This is a genomic window from Shewanella sp. SR43-4 (assembly GCF_014163845.1).
GTDB lineage: Bacteria > Pseudomonadota > Gammaproteobacteria > Enterobacterales > Shewanellaceae > Shewanella > Shewanella vesiculosa.
In genome coordinates this window covers 400163-416074 of the sequence record NZ_JACJEB010000001.1, presented here as the reverse complement: position 1 = coordinate 416074, position 15912 = coordinate 400163, and the positions used below count along the sequence as shown (strand labels likewise).

At 41.2% G+C, this 15912-nt stretch carries 17 protein-coding genes; 8 read left to right on the top strand and 9 right to left on the bottom strand.

Annotated features, from left to right (window positions below):
- The first annotated feature begins 245 nt into the window (after nucleotides 1-245).
- Together H5123_RS01885 and H5123_RS01880 are read left to right on the top strand one after the other, a co-directional pair.
- A complete protein-coding gene (locus H5123_RS01885) occupies nucleotides 246-1607 on the top strand; it encodes a malectin domain-containing carbohydrate-binding protein (RefSeq protein ID WP_182696838.1) in 1362 nt (453 codons plus the stop codon).
- Between the two features lie 413 nt (nucleotides 1608-2020).
- A complete protein-coding gene (locus H5123_RS01880; protein WP_235781721.1) occupies nucleotides 2021-2332 on the top strand; it encodes a hypothetical protein in 312 nt (103 codons plus the stop codon).
- Between the two features lie 360 nt (nucleotides 2333-2692).
- Here the strand turns inward: H5123_RS01880 and H5123_RS01875 are convergent, their stop codons facing one another.
- Together H5123_RS01875 and H5123_RS01870 are read right to left on the bottom strand one after the other, a co-directional pair.
- Nucleotides 2693-3202, bottom strand: coding sequence for a hypothetical protein (locus H5123_RS01875; RefSeq protein ID WP_182696837.1), 510 nt, complete (start codon nucleotides 3200-3202; stop codon nucleotides 2693-2695).
- 2 nt (nucleotides 3203-3204) lie between these two features.
- Nucleotides 3205-3678 carry a hypothetical protein gene (locus tag H5123_RS01870; protein WP_182696836.1) on the bottom strand — a complete coding sequence of 158 codons (474 nt, stop codon included), beginning with the start codon at nucleotides 3676-3678 and terminating at the stop codon, nucleotides 3205-3207.
- Nucleotides 3679-3893: 215 nt separating this feature from the next.
- On the opposite strand from H5123_RS01870, the gene H5123_RS01865 reads away from it, so the two are divergent.
- Nucleotides 3894-4646, top strand: a complete 753-nt coding sequence (locus H5123_RS01865; protein ID WP_182696835.1) for a class I SAM-dependent methyltransferase — start codon at nucleotides 3894-3896, stop codon at nucleotides 4644-4646.
- A 142-nt stretch (nucleotides 4647-4788) separates the two neighbouring features.
- Here the strand turns inward: H5123_RS01865 and H5123_RS01860 are convergent, their stop codons facing one another.
- The 5 genes from H5123_RS01860 to H5123_RS01840 all read right to left on the bottom strand — a co-directional run bounded on the left by H5123_RS01860 (nucleotide 4789) and on the right by H5123_RS01840 (nucleotide 9902).
- Nucleotides 4789-5670 carry a hypothetical protein gene (locus H5123_RS01860; protein ID WP_182696834.1) on the bottom strand — a complete coding sequence of 294 codons (882 nt, stop codon included), beginning with the start codon at nucleotides 5668-5670 and terminating at the stop codon, nucleotides 4789-4791.
- A gap of 362 nt (nucleotides 5671-6032) precedes the next feature.
- The gene (locus tag H5123_RS01855) at nucleotides 6033-6311 is read right to left on the bottom strand and encodes a DNA polymerase III subunit epsilon (protein ID WP_124015235.1); all 279 of its coding nucleotides are present in this window, start codon (nucleotides 6309-6311) and stop codon (nucleotides 6033-6035) included.
- Between the two features lie 194 nt (nucleotides 6312-6505).
- Nucleotides 6506-7558, bottom strand: coding sequence for an alpha/beta hydrolase (locus H5123_RS01850; RefSeq protein WP_182696833.1), 1053 nt, complete (start codon nucleotides 7556-7558; stop codon nucleotides 6506-6508).
- 44 nt (nucleotides 7559-7602) lie between these two features.
- Nucleotides 7603-8373, bottom strand: a complete 771-nt coding sequence (locus tag H5123_RS01845; RefSeq protein ID WP_182696832.1) for an SDR family oxidoreductase — start codon at nucleotides 8371-8373, stop codon at nucleotides 7603-7605.
- A 62-nt stretch (nucleotides 8374-8435) separates the two neighbouring features.
- Nucleotides 8436-9902 carry an NAD(P)/FAD-dependent oxidoreductase gene (locus H5123_RS01840; RefSeq protein ID WP_182696831.1) on the bottom strand — a complete coding sequence of 489 codons (1467 nt, stop codon included), beginning with the start codon at nucleotides 9900-9902 and terminating at the stop codon, nucleotides 8436-8438.
- Nucleotides 9903-10078: 176 nt separating this feature from the next.
- On the opposite strand from H5123_RS01840, the gene H5123_RS01835 reads away from it, so the two are divergent.
- Nucleotides 10079-11086, top strand: a complete 1008-nt coding sequence (locus H5123_RS01835) for an AraC family transcriptional regulator (protein WP_182696830.1) — start codon at nucleotides 10079-10081, stop codon at nucleotides 11084-11086.
- 140 nt (nucleotides 11087-11226) lie between these two features.
- Here H5123_RS01835 and H5123_RS01830 read toward each other — a convergent pair whose 3' ends face one another.
- Entirely contained in the window at nucleotides 11227-11841 is a 615-nt protein-coding gene (locus H5123_RS01830) for an excalibur calcium-binding domain-containing protein (protein ID WP_182696829.1), read from the bottom strand.
- Nucleotides 11842-12148: 307 nt separating this feature from the next.
- Between H5123_RS01830 and H5123_RS01825 the strand changes: the two genes are divergently transcribed.
- From H5123_RS01825 to H5123_RS01815, 3 genes are all read left to right on the top strand, one after another.
- A complete protein-coding gene (locus H5123_RS01825; protein ID WP_182696828.1) occupies nucleotides 12149-12535 on the top strand; it encodes a carboxymuconolactone decarboxylase family protein in 387 nt (128 codons plus the stop codon).
- Between the two features lie 111 nt (nucleotides 12536-12646).
- The gene (locus H5123_RS01820; protein ID WP_182696827.1) at nucleotides 12647-13162 is read left to right on the top strand and encodes a hypothetical protein; all 516 of its coding nucleotides are present in this window, start codon (nucleotides 12647-12649) and stop codon (nucleotides 13160-13162) included.
- A gap of 310 nt (nucleotides 13163-13472) precedes the next feature.
- Entirely contained in the window at nucleotides 13473-13994 is a 522-nt protein-coding gene (locus tag H5123_RS01815) for a DUF1993 family protein (RefSeq protein WP_182696826.1), read from the top strand.
- A 114-nt stretch (nucleotides 13995-14108) separates the two neighbouring features.
- Here H5123_RS01815 and H5123_RS01810 read toward each other — a convergent pair whose 3' ends face one another.
- The gene (locus tag H5123_RS01810) at nucleotides 14109-15068 is read right to left on the bottom strand and encodes a DMT family transporter (protein WP_259395567.1); all 960 of its coding nucleotides are present in this window, start codon (nucleotides 15066-15068) and stop codon (nucleotides 14109-14111) included.
- 145 nt (nucleotides 15069-15213) lie between these two features.
- Here H5123_RS01810 and H5123_RS01805 point away from each other — a divergent pair, with 145 nt between their 5' ends.
- Entirely contained in the window at nucleotides 15214-15702 is a 489-nt protein-coding gene (locus tag H5123_RS01805; protein ID WP_124015226.1) for a MarR family winged helix-turn-helix transcriptional regulator, read from the top strand.
- Nucleotides 15703-15912: the final 210 nt, after the last annotated feature.

The window sequence follows — 15912 nt, the reverse complement described above, 5'->3', positions numbered from 1 at the left end:
GTTAGAGCCTGACGTATGTGACAGAGTGTAATCGGCAAGCGTAAACGGTATTGCGCCATCCTCATTTATTCTGTTTTACTCCTAAATATTTAATTGCTCCATTTAATGTTTTCTCATTAATGACCTGTAATTCGGCTCGGATATTTTGTTTATGTTCTCCGTTCAAGTGCAGCCAGTTACATATTGTTTACATAAGGTGTTGCGTTTATCATCGGTATTCGCTGACGTATTTATGGAATAACATAATGGAATATCGCAAAATGCTGCTGGTCGCCAGCACCTCTCTTCTGTTAGCTGCCTGCAGTCAACACACGTTCAAAATACCTGAAGCTCAAACTCAACATCATCAAGCTAATCCTTCGGACCAAATAGTCTGGGCTATTAATAGTGGCGGCGATGCCTATCTTTCTTCAGACGGGATTCAATATCAGGCTGACGCTATAAAAATGACTAGTGGCGATGCGAGTCATGTTGTTATCGCCAAGGGGACGATACTTGGCACTCAAGATCCAAACTTGTATTTGTCTTCTCGCCAGGGTGAAACCATTGCTTACCAGCAGCCACTAGCGAATGGTACTTACAGTGTGACGTTACGCTTTGCCGAAGACCAATGGACCCAGGAAGGCAAAAGACAATTCTCGGTGTGGATTGAGGGCCAGCAGCGTATTCCTGTTATTGATGTCGTTAACGATCGCGACGGGCGTAATATGACCTCCTATGACATCAGTGTGCCAAATGTTGAGCTTGCAGATGGTCAATTGAATATTGATTTCAAAGCCGTAACCGGCAACGCCAGCATTAGTGTCATTGTGGTTCGTAAACCTTATCAGGTAGATAAAGACTGGCACCTGGTGTGGCAAGATGAGTTTAATCAGGATGGCCGAGTCGATGAGACTAAGTGGAACTATGAGCTGTGGGCACCCAAACGCGTTAATGAAGAACTGCAACGCTATACTGATCGCAGCGAAAACGTGCGTCAACAAGGCGGAAATTTGATCATTGAAGCGCGACGTGATTTCTTTCAAGGTGATGAATACTCGTCGGCGCGCATTACTTCAGCCGGTAAAGGCGATTTACTTTATGGGCGAGTGGAAGTGAGGGCTAAACTGCCTGAGGGCTTAGGCACTTGGCCTGCGATTTGGATGATGCCAAGTGATTTTGATGCTTATGCCGAACCCTGTGAAGATCCTACCGATGAGCAAAAACTGTGTAATAGCTGGCCCAATTCTGGCGAGATAGACATTTTGGAACACGTTGGTTTTGATGAGGGGCGCATACATTCTACTATGCACAATAAAGCCTTTTTCTGGAAAAACTTTAAGCAACGCAAAGGCGCGCTTTATGAGCCGGATGTTACCCATAACTTTCATCTGTATGCGATGGAATGGAGCCCAGAGCGCATAGATGTGTTTATCGATGACACTCTATATTTTTCGTATATCAATGATCACCAAGGCTGGCAGTCATGGCCGTTTGATAAACCGTTTCATGTCATTCTTAATATTGCCGTAGGCGGTGGATGGGGTGGTATTAAAGGGGTTGCTGACGATATCTGGCCGAAACAAATGCTAATTGATTACGTACGTTTGTATCAAAAAAGTCACTAACCTGAACTCGGACCGATTGATATTTTGAGTGCTCTTTAGCAAAACCTCAACAGATAAAGTGGCATTAATTCAATGCAATTAGATAGGCACATCGAAAAAGTGTTAGATAGAGACTAGCGATAAAATTGAGCGAAGTTATTAATAGACACATCGAATAATCGATACCTTTACCATTAAGAAGAGATCCGTCAGGGTAAACGTTATAGCTATTTAAATAATCTGCTGATTATCGCAGCCATTTTTAATCTAGGCCTCAGGTTGGTTGAGTACACTTGTTACTTAATGATGTATTTTTAACTTTAAAAGAAGGACTTATCGTTATGGATAAACATAATTTACACGCAGCTCGTAAAATACCTTGGGTTGGGATAAGTGTCATTGCATCCATAGCCTTGCTGCTTGGACTCTTGCTCATGCTGATGCCCAAGGGTTTTAAAGGTACTCACGAGCAAATCGGTACGGGTAAGCCTGCGGTAGTCTTTGTTTATAATCCTAACCTTGTGTCGAGTACTACTCAGACTGAACAGATGAATGAAGCTCGCTCTCATCTTGGTGATAACGTGTTTTTTCTGCTTGCCAGAGAGGCGACTCCTGAGGGAGAGGCGTTCATCGCTAAATACCGAGCGAGACCTAATGAGCTATTACTCTTTGACTCAGCAGGAGTCCTAATTAAAAGACAAGCTGCGGTGATAGGTGCGAATGAGCTCATGCTGTGGGTACGTTAGTCATTTAGCGTAATAGTTATCAGTGATTAATTGAGAGATTAAGTGGGGATGAGTCTACTTTTTATCTAGCCTGCATCGGTGATAACTCTATTGCTTTAGCGCTCTTTTTATCAAGCTAAACGTCGTAGAAAATTACCTTGTCCTAACATGATTTATCCTGCGTTATATATATGACTAGCTTGAACGACTAAGCTGATTTAGGATTAATAAACTGAAATTTAAATATGAAAAAGTTTTGATATTTAATGGTATCGAGGCTTTTGGGTATTGGTAGAGTGTACTAAGTTCATCGTATTTATAGTCATTTTTTAAATTTGATTCCGACCTCACTCGTATGTGCACTGGTTATAAGTTGTTGCTTTAGTGAGAGAGAGCTTTCAAAATGTCACTTCGATCTATCGAAGGTTTCTTCGCTTGTAAATTAATAACAAAGTCATATGCATTCATGTCGAACTGGGTATTTTTTTGTTTAGGGTCTGCGCCGCGAAGGATCAAAAAATTGACTAGTTTACTATCATTAAGCAATAACGCTGCATGAAGTGGTGGTAGACGACTAATCGTACTCGGTGCGTTCACCGAAGCCCCATTTTCAATAAAACTGTCTAAGTAGAGGTACTTTTTATCTTCATTCCTAATCCCAAATAGGGTTGCGATGCCTCCTCTCGATTCTAACTCTTTGATGTCAGAATTCATTAGTCTAAAATTCATTAAAAAAGTATGACAAACTGCATGAGGAATATACAGACCATCTTCACCGGCACCGCATAGAATGACATCTTCAATCTTCCTGTTCGATAATGTGTAACTAGCACCAATGGCATAAACTACAGTAAGTGTCACAATACCAATGAATAAAGTTTTAGCCTTCATTTTTAACCCCATACAATCTTATTATTACCATGAAGAGCCAGTATTCCAAAGTGGGGAGTATCCGTCTTCGCGACGCCGTTAGCATGCATTTTTAATACGCTCAAAAAACTAATTGATAGCTGATTACGTACTATGTCGTAAATTTGAATACGCATTAAGTCGTTAGTTGATGCATGGCTAAACCAATGTTTGAGTGACTTTCTTCCAAACTTAACAATCACTTTTTTAACTCCAGCGGTAGGATTCATCAATGACCCAAATAAAGCATCAAGAAACCCCATTGCATATGAGGAGTCTACAGCTTCCAGTAACAATCCTTGAGCAAAACCACGCACAGCATCGGTAATAATCAATTCATCGATCAATTCATGTTGATTCATAAATATAAACTTTAGAATAATGACGGTTTCATTTTCATCAAAAAGAAGCTCGTCATTATCAAACTGTTTAAGGTGTACACTTTTATTTATGATCATCTATCTCCATATAATTCAAAACTTCCGTATAAAATTAAACATTTTAACAACCTAGGTGTTGTTAAACTATCCTTACAAAGGATGTATTTAATCCAGTCGAACAAAGTGACTGTGTATAAGCTTGCTTCTAGGTTCAGCGATTCCTTATTTCTCAATCGTGCGATTTGATATATGATGCGCCACCCTAAATTTGCCTATGTCGCCGATCCCTTTATATGTCTACCAATGCCCTTTATACCGATTTGTCCGGTTATTACGATTTAATGTGCTGTGACATTAACTATCAGCAGCAAAGCAATAGCATAGTGCGCTTGCATCAGTTTTTGGGTAACAGCGGTAAACAACATTTAGATTTAGCCTGTGGCACTGGGCCGCACGTGAGGCATTTCATCGATTTAGGGTTTCAAAGCAGTGGTCTGGATATCAATCAACCTATGCTCGATATTGCGATGCGTCGTTGTCCTGAAGCGCAGTTTAGTTTGCAAAATATGACTGAGTTTTATGTTGACCAAAAACTCGATTTGATTACCTGTTTTTTGTATTCCATTCATTACTCACCAGGTACCGAGGCGCTTAAAGCCTGCATTGCGAGTGTACATAAAGCATTAAATACTGGTGGCCTGTTTTGTTTCAACACAGTTGATAAACATAAAATCAATAACAAGGCGTCAGTGCGCCACAGCGCCGAGTTTGCGGGCAGCCAGTTTGTGTTTGAATCTGGCTGGCATTATCAGGGGGAGGGTGAAATGCAGTCTCTTAATGTCAGCATTGCCAAAACTGATGCTGATAAGACTCAGCAATGGCAAGATTCCCATGCGATGGTCGCCACCAGTTTTACTGAACTCGAAGCCTTGTTAAGCCCGTATTTCGAGGTGCAAATTTTTGAACACGATTACGACAAAATTATCCCGTGGGATTTAGCTTCAGGCAACGCCTTGTTTGTGTGTACGAAACGTGAGATTGAGTAGCTAAGGTTTTTAGCGGTCATTCGCTATTGCTAGTGAGCCGGAATGCAGATTTTTATGCCATGATATTGCTATTTGATGGACGAGAGCCCTGTGGTTTTTGCCCGGTAATTTTTGAGCATAACCTTGATGCTAAATAGATATTTTAGTGACAGATATACTGATAAATGTATTTATCATCAAGCTGCTTTTCAGACATAACAAAGGCGCAATCACCGCTAGCAAGTGTTCGGATGTACGCTTCAAACTTATCTTTTTCATCCATATCAGCAAAATGAAAAACACCTGTCGCAGATTTGCTCGTCATGGGTATTGAGTTGTTAAAACCATCTCGGCCCTCGTGAATCACAAACGAACTGGTGACAATATTAAGCGATACATTCAAGAAGCTATTCTGTGGCTGATTAAGTTCCTCAGTTGAATTGAAATCAATCGTTAAGAACACTCCCAAATCATTCATACTAGGGATTTGTATTGCCTTTAATGCCATGGAACTTGCTGATTTTAATGCTGGAATATACTCTTTGAAATAAACATCATAAAGATCATTACGCAAATAACTTGTCCGCAGGAAGTCATAAATACTGCCATTGCCGTCAATATGACCAGCATAAACAAGGTGCTTTTCAGCATCAGCTGTAGTTGTTTTAGCGATTGAGGTGGACTGAATCCTAGCCAGTTGTAATTGATTTTTCCGTTCAGCTTTTTTGATGATACTGACTAATTCATCTGTATATGAATAAAGTGAATTCACTTCGCGTTGTTCAATCGTCGACATGTCGATGGGATGAACAATAGGTGTTGCATGGCGATTTTGTTCAACTCGATATTTTTGAGCGGCCTTATTTTTAATATCAACCACTATGATGTAAGGCAGCGTAAACTCTACAGCCCCTTTTAGGGCGGTTTGACTCATAGATAATTCTGAGCAATCGTTACAAACCAATGTCTTAACGCTTGCGAAAACATCTGTAGATAATCCACACGCGAGTAGTGCGATACAAAGCTTAAATAACATCCATTTCATCTACAAAATCCTTATTTATCTATAGTAAAACTATAATAAAGCAAACAACGAGAGCTGTCGGTCAGAGTTAATAAGTGGACAGATTAAGCTTTTTAACAATGATTTGGAATGGATAAAGAAGGGGATATTTTTTAAACGGGTTCAAGATAAGCAGATTGTTGTTTAGTTAACAAGATTTGTTTTATGTAAAATGCTTATTGAAGTGAGTTGCGGATTAAGTGCTGTAGTGTTTTATGGTTATAAGGCTGTTCGCTAGCAAACTTCACCAGTTTCAAGTACCTATTTATATTGGCTTAAGTGTATAAAAATAGGTATTTGAATATGGCCAGCCATCATCAGTAACAATGGCTGTTGATGAGGAATTACTGTGCGGTATCAGTAAATTCTGCTTGAACCTTGTCTAATTCTTGCTGGTTTTTAAGCTCAGTTTGTTGCTGTTTTTTAATGCTGACTTCTTCTACTAGTGCCGCTTGTCTTTGTTTAAGGCTGTGTTTCTCATCTTTGGTTAGAAACTTAAACGCTTTTTCATTGGCAAGTGCATACGCAACGACATCTTCGCCTTTTACTCTGCGTTCATCCACTCGTTTTGAAAAACGATCGTTATCTCGAGCTTTGCGCTCTTCGGCATTTAACTTACTCATTGGTGTATCCTCATTAGTTAATCACGGTAGGCTTCACTACGCTCAGTCAAATAAATGAGATGCACATTCATAAAGCTGATCGGCGCATTTTAGCATAAGTTGGCTTGTTAGCCTGTAATACATGGCGTCTGAGTAAACTTTATCATCTGTTGGTGGCTTCTAGAGGCGGTTCAGCTATCTGTTACCTGTAACGTTCAATCATTAAAGCTGTTTAAGGCCATCGCGATATCATGAGTCGCTTGTTTAGCGCGCGCACTGAGTTTTGTGATTGAAATAAAGCCATGCATGCAATCGTCATAATGCTGGTGTTGTGTATTGATGCCTGCTGCTTTTAGGCGCTGGGCATATGCAATGCCATCGTCTCTTAATGGATCGTAACCTAGGGTTAATATGTAGCTTTTTGGCGATTCGCTGATGTCTTTTGCCTGTAGTGGGCTCACTAATGGCAGTGTGACTTCGTCGAGAGAATTCAAATAATGCAGCCTGAAATAATCCATTAAATCGCGGGTGAGTATTAACTGCTTATTGAAACGGCGATAAGACTCGGTCAAACCTTGCAAGTCGACCATTGGGTAGATCAAAAACTGAAATGCAGGAGTTACTTTTGCCTGTACTGGTAGTGACGTTTGCAATGAATTTAAGCCGATAATACAAGCCAGATATCCGCCTGCGCTATCACCACCCACACCGATATATTGTGAATTGATATTCAGTTGTTGATGATTGTCATTGATATAGTTCCACGCCTCGATGGCATCACAAATCGGGATTGGGAATTTATGTTCTGGGGCCAGTCGATAACCAACTGAGATGATGTTCATCTTGCCGTGTTTAGCCAGATAGCGGCAAAAGTGATCGTGGGTGTTAATACTGCCAATAACGCCGCCGCCACCATGAAAGTACACTAAGGTTTTTTGAGGCTTGTTAGCGCTAGGACAGTAAATGCGTAGCTTGATGGTGTTATTGATGTGCAGGTTATCAGCTGTGTCTGTGGTATCGCCGCGATGATTCGTGCTCACTGGAATGACTAACTCGACAATCTTATCCATTTCAATTTTAGTCAGCCCAAGTACTCGGTCCATCGCTAGAAATACATACCTGAATAATGTTACTGGCAACTTGTATAACGGCGCTAATGATAACCACTTGGCGACCATTAATTGTTTAGCTTCAAGCTGGGATGCTTGCAGTGGTTTGCCTTGTAGCGGTTCGTTTAGTGATGATGTTGGTTGATTAAGGTTATCCATTTCTATGGCCTTTTTATTATTGTGAACTGATTAGAACCACATGTTTATCGACTTAACCACTTCATCACCAAGCGATTGATAAACGTAGGTGATACGTTACTTAATCGATGCAATAAGCCATAAAAAACACTGACCGTTCTATGGGTTTTAGGGTGTTTCACTTGTTTATCAATCACAGCGACTTCGTGTTCAGCAGTAATGTTCACACCGAGTCGTTGCATGACTTTGGCGGTGTGTTTCTGTGCCTTAAGCATATTGGTTGCCACAAAAGGCGGCATGACATCACATACTCTTATGCCGTACTTTTGCCACTCAAGTTCCAGCGCCTCGGTAAGCGCTTTTACGGCAAACTTACTCGCCGAATAGCTGGCTAATTCTGGTACGCCATAATCGCTACTGGCTGATGACATATTGATAATAGTACTCGTGCCAGTATTTTTTAGATATGGCCATGCAGCATGACACAGATTCATGACCCCGATGACATTGACACTTAATGTACGCTGATGATGTTCTATAGAGATGTCTTCAAATGGACCAATTTCCAATATGCCGGCATTGTTAAGTAATACCGCCAAGCAATGATTATGTTCCGCACAAAATTTAGCCATAGCGTGTTGTACTTGTGAAACATCAGTGACATCCAGCTGAAACAAGCGTATTCGAGTTCTATCCCATATTTCGGTGGCTTGTGTTAATTGCGCTAAATTGATGTCGGCCATACCGACCCAATAGCCTTTTTTATGAAAGTGCCGAGCAGCGGCTAAGCCAATTCCAGAAGCCGCGCCGGTAATAAATATCGTGTTGTTATTCATGATAAAACCTGGTTGCTTTTAGTACGAGTGAATCAGTACAAGTGAAAAGGTGGCTAAGCCAATTAGAATGACCGGGTATTAAGGTGTTCCATCTGCGGCTGTTTCATTTCATCAACCCAGCGCTGCCAAGTGTAGGGCCATAAAATAGGGTCACCATCGGCATCTAAATACCAGCTTTGGCATCCTCCAACCCAGCTAGTGCCCTTTAACCCTTCTTTTACGTAGGCATTAAAATCGTCAATGGCTTGTTGTTTGGCTTCAAACTCATCAAATTGATGCTCACGCCATTTATCGATCAATTTAATCACGTAGTCAGTTTGAACCTCGCTCATGGCGATAACCGAAAAGTTACCAATAGGTGTGTTGGGGCCGAGCATTAAAAAGAAGTTAGGGTAGTCGCTGAGTAACATTGACCGATATGCTTTAATTTTATGAGCCCACGCCTTATCAATGTGCAAATTGTTGCGGCCAATTAGATTCATTGGGCGCATAAAATTAAATGCATTAAACCCTGTCGACAGCACCAATACATCGAGGTCATGGTGTGTACCGTCTTTAGTGATAATGCCTGTTGCAGTTATGCGTTCAATGGCCTCTGTTATTAACTCAGCATTGGGTTTTTGAATGGCTTTATAAAAAGTGGTGTTGATAATGACCCGTTTGCAGCCTACTTGATAATGAGGTCGCAGCTTTTCGCGTAAAGTTTGGTCTTTAATGCTTAATCTTAAGTTGGCTTTACACAAAAAATTTAACACATGTTTTTGGATAAAGTGTCCAGTTACCGCTTTGGTAAAAAAATGTTCTAGAAAAAACTTACCAGTATTTCGGTGGATTTTGGTAATGATGGGAAAGCGAGCCATCAGTTTGCGGCTGGTTTTTGAAAAGGTAAAATCGGGTAAGTGCATTAACCATTGTGGTGTGCGCTGAAAAACCGAGACCTTAGCACCAGTATTAATCAATTCAGGAATGGCTTGTGCCGCCGTTGACCCAGTACCGATTACCCCAACCCGAGTTGAGGCTGATATATCGACGTCGTGGTTCCATTGGGCGGTATGAAATGTGGTGCCTTTAAAATCAGCTAATCCAGGAATGTCTGGAAATTGCGGATGGTGCAAAATGCCCGTGGCGCAAACAATAAAATCGGCGATATAGGTTTGTTGTTGGCTGGTTTTTACTGTCCATTTGCCATTGGCATAGTGTGCATCGGTAACCGCTTCGTTAAAGCGTATGTCTCGTTTAACCTCATACTTATCTGCCACCTGCTCAAAATATTGTTTAATCTCTGGTCCATGGGCGAAAAATCGGCTCCAATTTGGATTGGGTTCAAATGAATAGGTATACATGTGAGCGGGTACATCACAGGCCGCACCTGGATAGGTATTTTCGCGCCACGTTCCGCCCACAGAGCCTTTTTTCTCCAGTACTACAATGTCAGTAATACCAGCTTGACGCAGTTTGATGGCCATTAAAATGCCCGTCATACCTGCACCAATGATCACCACCGCAGGGTTTCGTTTAACTTGGGTCATGCGGACCTCAATGATTGTTATTTTTAATTATGACTTTGAATGGCTATTTCGCTATACGATCATTCAAAGATTGTTAACCAATGATGTTATCTGTCCAGCATAGGAAATTGGGCTTGATTGATCTAGCGTCTAAATAGACGTATATTTGTGATTTTAAGACATTACGGCCATCAATTATGACATTTCGCAGTATTACCAGTGTGCAGATTATCGTTGCCCATGGCATTGAGCTGGGTATTGATGAGAATGTTTTACTGCAAGGGTCGGGTTTAACCAGTGCTCAATTAGCTGACCATGAGCGGCTGATTGAAGATAAGCAAGAGTTACAGGTGTTAAATAACCTAATGCTTACTACTGAATGCCCAGTTAAAGTAGGAATGGAATTAGGCTGCCGTTATCACCTGACCAGTTATGGCATTATGGGGTATGCCCTGTTGGCCAGCAGTACTGCGAGAAAGGCGATTGAATTTGGCTTGCGGTATCTAGATTTAACCTATGTTTTTTCTCAGATAACATTAACTGAGCTTAACGACGATTTATCCTTAAGGTTCTCGTGCGACATTGCAGGTAAGTTAGGTGAGCTCGTATTAGTAAGAGACATGTTGGGTGCGGCGATGATCCAACGAGAAGTATTTGAACGTAACGGCTTACCGATAAAATTGCAGTTTATGTCGCCTCAGCCAGTAGGCTTGTGCTTAGAAGGTATAAAGCAAAAACTCGGAGCTGAGATCCAATTTAATGCCAGTTATAATGGCTTTTCTGGACTAGCCCCGCTATTGGATTTGCCCTTGGTAAAAGCCAATGAAGCTACCGCCAGATTATGTGAAGCGCAATGCAGCCAATTACTGCAACAAAAACAAAACTGGAAACCTGTCGCCAAGTTGGTTAAAGACACCTTAGTGCACTTAGGCTTAACAGCATCAATGGAAGACATCGCCCAGCATTTAGCCCGTACGACTCGCACTTTACATCGTCAACTCAAACTAGAACAAACCAGTTGGCGCCAAGTACGTGATGATGTGCGTTTTGGCATCGCTGAGGAACTGCTGCTAAAGCCGATGCAACTTGATGAAATTGCTGAGCGACTTGGTTTTAGTGATGGGGCTAATTTTAGCCACAGCTTTAAGCGCTGCAAAAACATTACCCCAAGCCAGTATCGCAAGCAGGCAACAAAACAGCGATAGTCAGCTGTTCTTCATAGCTAAAGGCTAGCTAGAATCTCAAGCCTTAGACTTTAGACCTCAAATCTAAAGACTCTTACCTAGAACCTAGAACAAGTGGCGGTTAGCCAGAACCTGCTTTCTATGACTGCATCACCTCATGTTTAATTACAGAACTGCCTTTCACAGGGGATTCCGTCATTATCACCATCCATTTCCGTACCCAGACAGTTGTTGATATAAAATGTCGCTTCAGCACATGAGCGCATTTGGCTGCAGTGGGTTTTACCAGCTTCGCATCTGAATTGTGGTTGTAGATTGATTGAGCTTGGTTTTGATACGGTTGGTGTCCACTGCATCTGCTCAACATCTTCATTGGTCAGCACTGGCGTAGCGGTCATTTTTTGATATTGTTTATAACCGAAAATACCAACCCCAAGCAGGATAATAAGCATGATTACGCGGCCAATTACTGGGCTTGAGCGGTAGTTGTCGTCATGATGAGATGGGCTTTTTCGATGATGTTGACTGGTGTGAGACGCTGGACGAATGCTGTTGGACACCACTGCGACGCCTTCTATACTGGCTTTTACGGCTTTGACTTTACCGTCGGGCTGGTTCTCACGATGAAATAGGATCTCATCGCCAACAATGGGCTTTCTGGCCATGTGTTTTAAGGTTGAAATGTGAATAAAGACATCTTGATTATCACCGGTTTCTGGCTTGATAAAACCAAAGCCTTTTTCGGTATTCCAACGAACGATCGTGCCTCTTTCCATGGCGATTCTTTCCTTGATGGTCATTCAGTTATTAAAAAATCATACTTTAGAATCATGCTTTTAAATCAGTAACATAATACCTACAATCACAGTGTTTTAGCCAGTTATTTGATTGGGCTTTCTGATCGGTCGATAAAACATAGTCGATATGTTTACCTACTCAGGGAAAAATGAATTGATATCGACTTGGGCAATGTATCAACTTGCTACAACAAAAACGTGGTGTTATTTAAGATTAAGTTTAACGTGTATATAGACGGGATTATTTTTAATGAATTGACCAACGCAACAATAGAGGGGGCTACTGATGAATGATGAGCAATACCAAAAAGGACTTGAGGTACGTCGCAAGGTGATGGGGGATGCTTATGTCGATAAAGCGCTCAGCAATGTCACTGATTTTACCAAGCCACTGCAAGACTTAGTGACCGCAAATTGTTGGGGAGAAGTCTGGGTTCGTGATGCTATTTCTAAGCAAACTCGCAGTCTTATCACTATTGCCACACTGGCGGCTTTAAAAGCTCCAACTGAATTAAAAGGTCATGTTAGAGGGGCATTACGTAATGGGTGTTCCATTGCTGAAATTCAGGAGGTATTACTGCATTCAACAGTCTATTGCGGCATGCCAGCGGGAATTGAAGCCTTTCGGGCTGCAAAAGAAGCGATAGAAGAATGGGCTATAGAAAATAGCTAGCACTGAGTTATCTATTAACTTTTTAGCCCAAATGATTGTGTGTAAAAGCACTAATCTTTTTTTAGATTGTTACGTATAACAGGATCTAATACTTATCCAAAAGGACTTAAAATGCGTTATTTAATGATTATTGCAGGCTTATTACTGCTCAGCGCTTGCAGCACGAGTTATCCAAATCAGGCCATTACTGGGCAAACTTTTCCATCGGTGTCAGGCCAAAATCTTGAAGGGCAATCTATGGCCTTGCCTGATGATTTAAAAGGTGAAACTGTGCTATTACTGATCGGTTATAAACAAGATTCACAGTTTGATATTGATCGCTGGTTAATTGGCTTAGACATGACCGAAACGCAAGTATCGGTATTTGAAGTGCCAACCATACAGGGGTTGTTTCCTAGAATGTTCAGCACCTTTATAGACAGTGGTATGCGTGCAGGCATCCCTAAGCCACTTTGGAAAGGTGTTGTTACTGTCTATAAAGATGGTGAAAAAGTACAAGCATTTACTGGTAATGAAAAACCAAACAATGCGCGAGTGGTGCTATTAGATGGCCAAGGTAAAGTGATTTACTTTTATGACCAAGGCTTCTCTGTTGATGCACTTAATCAGTTAAGAGCCTTGCTTTAATTGCGCAAAAGGTAGTGTATAAATCGATCGAGATATCAATTATATCAGCCTCTTTACTGTCATATTTGAGGCCAGTAAGTGACATCTTGATAAAATATGACCTGATCAATATCAACAATATGATGGCCGTGATGATTTGCTAAATATTTTATTGAGTTTGTATCGTTGGAGTTTTGCTCATAAAAGTCTCTGGTCAGCGTTAAATGAGGCTAATGAGGCCTAAATATCTTCGACTGGGTTGTAATCTTATCGGTTATCACTAATTATCTAAGCGCTGCTAAGTTTGCAGCTCTCAATTGAGGACTTTGCCATGCTGTACGATTTGACTGTAGTGCAATTCAGCAAAATGCTGAATAACTTAAATAATATTCTTGATAAGGCCGAGGTATTTGCCGCCTTTAAAAAGGTCGATATGGCAGTATTGCTTAACTCTCGCTTAGCGGCAGATCAATTTAATCTTACTCGCCAGATTCAGATAGCCTGTGACACGGCTAAAGTTGGTGTTGCCAGATTAACCGGTAATTTAGAGACTATGCCTAAGCATGATGATACTGAAACGACACTTGAAGAGTTGCGTCAACGCATTGCTTCAGTCATTGAGTATATTAATGGTTTTAGCGAAGCCGACTTCGCTCACGCTGCCACTATCCATGTGTCACAACCTCGCTGGGCAGGTAAATATCTAACAGGCTATGAATTTGCTATTGAACATGCCATTCCTAATCTCTATTTTCATGTCACTACGGCCTACTCAATATTGCGCCACAACGGTGTTGAAGTGGGTAAGAAAGACTACTTAGGTGATATGCCTTATAAAGTCCCTGTTATTTAGTAAAGTACTCGTTATCGGCTATTGAGGATACATCCACTAATGTAGCGTTTGTATCCTTTAATAGCTGCTCCCAGAAGCCACTGTCTAAGCCACGTATTGATTTGCTTTTTTACACTAGCTTTTGGGCATTTTTGTTTCACTCAGATGATTTAATTCGCTATTACTCTGCTCAATAATCAATTGTTTACTTGCATTTGATGCGGTAATTTTTTGGCGTAGCAACTGAATCAAGGTTGGCGCAATAGAGGCTAAAATCATGCCACACATCAATAAATATTGATGTGGTGTGTATGATTCACCCATTAATACAAAACCACAGGCAATACCTGCTATTGGGTTGGCTATGCCGCCAAAAGTGAAGTCGACAACCGACATACGTTGCAATAACCACACATACATACTGTAACCGAGTACAGTGTTGAGTAATATTATCCAGCTTATGCCGAAGCCATTAGTCAGACTAAATTGCTTGACCACATTGAGGTATTGTTCAGGTGAAAATAGTGCCTGAATGCCTGCGGCAACCAATAATAATGCTCCGCCGATAATGAGCTGCCAGGTGAGTATGGTCCACCAATGAATGCGTGATCCCAGTGCTTTAGTGATCGTGCTGCCGATAATAATACAGCTAATAGCCGCCAGCATCGCCATTAACCCAATAGGATTTAAACTAATAGTGCTGGGGTCAAATAGCATCCACGCTAGAGCAATTAAGATCGCGCCACAAAAGGCTTGCGGCAGATTAGGGCGTTTTTTACTGCTTACCCAATGAAATAGCATCGCGAAAACGGGCACTGAAATCATCCCTATACCAGAGATGGCCGACGGAAGTGTTAGTGCCATAATAAATATCAAACTGAAAAACACCGCAATATTAATCGCACCGAGTTTTATTAAAATAGACCAGTCGGCTTGTTGGGGCTTAGTCGGTTTGATTGCCAATAAAATGAGTCCAGCAGGCAATGCACGCAGAGCACCGAGCAATAACGCTGGCCAGTCAGGTAAAGTGAGCTGGGTCATCGCATAAGTGGTACCCCAAAAAAAGGCTGGGATCATGGCGAGTAAAATATTCATAAACTACCTTAGCATTAAATATCTTCATATAAAGATAAGTGTCAATTCTGGACTGCTAAGTTATCTTTGTAAAGTATCTTTTTATGAAGTATCTTTATGTTAAGTATTTTGTAAATGATTCAATCGTTAAGATTAAGGGTGTTAAATGGAGGATATCGATAGAGTTGTGGCGCAGTGGGGTGAACAGAAGCCGCATTTAGATACTGCACCAATGGCAATACTTGGGCGTTTTTTGCGTTTACAAAAACACATTGAAGCTGAAATATCCACTTGTCATAAATTGTTTGGCCTGACCATGGGGGAATTTGATGTACTGGCTACATTACGACGTGCAGGCCTGCCTTATACCTTAACCCCTTCAGTGCTTTTGTCATCTATGATGTTAACCTCTGGCGCGATGACAAATCGCTTAGATAAACTAGAATCTAAAGATTTAATTGCACGTGTACACAGCACTGAAGACAGGCGTAGCGTATCCGTAGCTTTGACTGAAAAAGGACTTGCCACTATAGATGAAGCGATTGAGGCACATGTCCGCATTCAACATCAGTTGGTGGCAAACCTTTCAGATTCTGAACTGCCCGAGCTCAACCAATTACTCAAAACTTGGTTAGCTGGCTTTGAGGGCAATTAATAGCGGCTGTGATCAGATAACCCCAGATTGGGAGAATAAACGATTATCACACAGCCCTTTGTGCTGCTAACTTCGTTGTATTGACTTGTCATCGATCCGCTATTAATACAGTTATTAATATTTGGAGATGCCTTGTTAGCAAAACAAATAGCAATTTTGATATGAAATTGGTCAAATATTCTGATTTTAGCTTATTTATCCCACCCCTTA

Bases quoted from the DNA above. Each gene is read 5' to 3' on its own strand.
- H5123_RS01885 (WP_182696838.1), top strand. From the start codon at position 246: ATGGAATATCGCAAAATGCTGCTGGTCGCCAGCACCTCTCTTCTGTTA.
- H5123_RS01880 (WP_235781721.1), top strand. From the start codon at position 2,021: ATGCTGATGCCCAAGGGTTTTAAAGGTACTCACGAGCAAATCGGTACG.
- H5123_RS01875 (WP_182696837.1), bottom strand. From the start codon at position 3,202: ATGAAGGCTAAAACTTTATTCATTGGTATTGTGACACTTACTGTAGTT.
- H5123_RS01870 (WP_182696836.1), bottom strand. From the start codon at position 3,678: ATGATCATAAATAAAAGTGTACACCTTAAACAGTTTGATAATGACGAG.
- H5123_RS01865 (WP_182696835.1), top strand. From the start codon at position 3,894: ATGTCTACCAATGCCCTTTATACCGATTTGTCCGGTTATTACGATTTA.
- H5123_RS01860 (WP_182696834.1), bottom strand. From the start codon at position 5,670: ATGAAATGGATGTTATTTAAGCTTTGTATCGCACTACTCGCGTGTGGA.
- H5123_RS01855 (WP_124015235.1), bottom strand. From the start codon at position 6,311: ATGAGTAAGTTAAATGCCGAAGAGCGCAAAGCTCGAGATAACGATCGT.
- H5123_RS01850 (WP_182696833.1), bottom strand. From the start codon at position 7,558: ATGGATAACCTTAATCAACCAACATCATCACTAAACGAACCGCTACAA.
- H5123_RS01845 (WP_182696832.1), bottom strand. From the start codon at position 8,373: ATGAATAACAACACGATATTTATTACCGGCGCGGCTTCTGGAATTGGC.
- H5123_RS01840 (WP_182696831.1), bottom strand. From the start codon at position 9,902: ATGACCCAAGTTAAACGAAACCCTGCGGTGGTGATCATTGGTGCAGGT.
- H5123_RS01835 (WP_182696830.1), top strand. From the start codon at position 10,079: ATGACATTTCGCAGTATTACCAGTGTGCAGATTATCGTTGCCCATGGC.
- H5123_RS01830 (WP_182696829.1), bottom strand. From the start codon at position 11,841: ATGGAAAGAGGCACGATCGTTCGTTGGAATACCGAAAAAGGCTTTGGT.
- H5123_RS01825 (WP_182696828.1), top strand. From the start codon at position 12,149: ATGAATGATGAGCAATACCAAAAAGGACTTGAGGTACGTCGCAAGGTG.
- H5123_RS01820 (WP_182696827.1), top strand. From the start codon at position 12,647: ATGCGTTATTTAATGATTATTGCAGGCTTATTACTGCTCAGCGCTTGC.
- H5123_RS01815 (WP_182696826.1), top strand. From the start codon at position 13,473: ATGCTGTACGATTTGACTGTAGTGCAATTCAGCAAAATGCTGAATAAC.
- H5123_RS01810 (WP_259395567.1), bottom strand. From the start codon at position 15,068: ATGAATATTTTACTCGCCATGATCCCAGCCTTTTTTTGGGGTACCACT.
- H5123_RS01805 (WP_124015226.1), top strand. From the start codon at position 15,214: ATGGAGGATATCGATAGAGTTGTGGCGCAGTGGGGTGAACAGAAGCCG.